The 736-nt window shown below is 49.2% G+C and carries 1 protein-coding gene; it reads left to right on the top strand.

Annotation, left to right across the window (positions count from 1 at the left end; all coding sequences use genetic code 11):
- A partial coding sequence (locus tag Q0882_RS16630) for an immunoglobulin-like domain-containing protein (protein WP_299184096.1) occupies positions 1-736 on the top strand: 736 nt, incomplete at both ends.

Genomic DNA, 736 nt, shown 5'->3' with positions numbered 1-736 from the left:
GAAACGCTGGCTGAAGTGACCATTACCGGTACAACGGGTGGTAACTTTGAATCGATCAGCACAACGGGTGCTGTGAATAACACCGTGATTGATGATGGTGATACTACCACCATTAGCGTAAATCAGGTGGATGAAGAGGGTACGGTAGTTACCGACGATGTGGTTGAAGGTAACAGCATCACTTTCCGTTTCTCTGTCGATAATGTACCAACGAGCAATGTTGTCCTGCAGACCTCACTGGGTGAGGTTACGATCGAAGCGGGCAAACAGTTTGTTGATGTACTCGTTGATAGTCGTGCCGATGACAAGTACATCCAGGGTGAAGGAACAGTCCTTGCGGAAGTGACTGATGCAGTAGGCGGTGGTTTTGAAAACCTCTCTTATGCCGGTGCTAGCAGCAGCGCAACGATTGTTGATGATACCGATGCAACGACAGTGACATTGGATTCTGTGACCAACAATCAGCAGATCGAAGAGGGTGGCAGCATCGTTTACAGTGTCTCTGTCGATTCTCCAGTGACAGAGTCTTCACTGTTCGTAACACTGTCCAATGGTGTTGTGATTGAGATTCCAGTGGGTGATAGCACTGCGGACTCTGATCCGGTTGCAGTACGAGCAGATGATGATCAGGCGCAGGGTGAGGAAACGCTGGCTGAAGTGACCATTACCGGTACAACGGGTGGTAACTTTGAATCGATCAGCACAACGGGTGCTGTGAATAACACCGTGATTGATG

This window comes from uncultured Neptuniibacter sp. (genome assembly GCF_947498015.1).
Taxonomy (GTDB): Bacteria; Pseudomonadota; Gammaproteobacteria; order Pseudomonadales; family Balneatricaceae; genus Neptuniibacter.
Note: the sequence above shows the minus strand (reverse complement) of the source record. Positions and strands in the feature narration are given on the sequence as shown.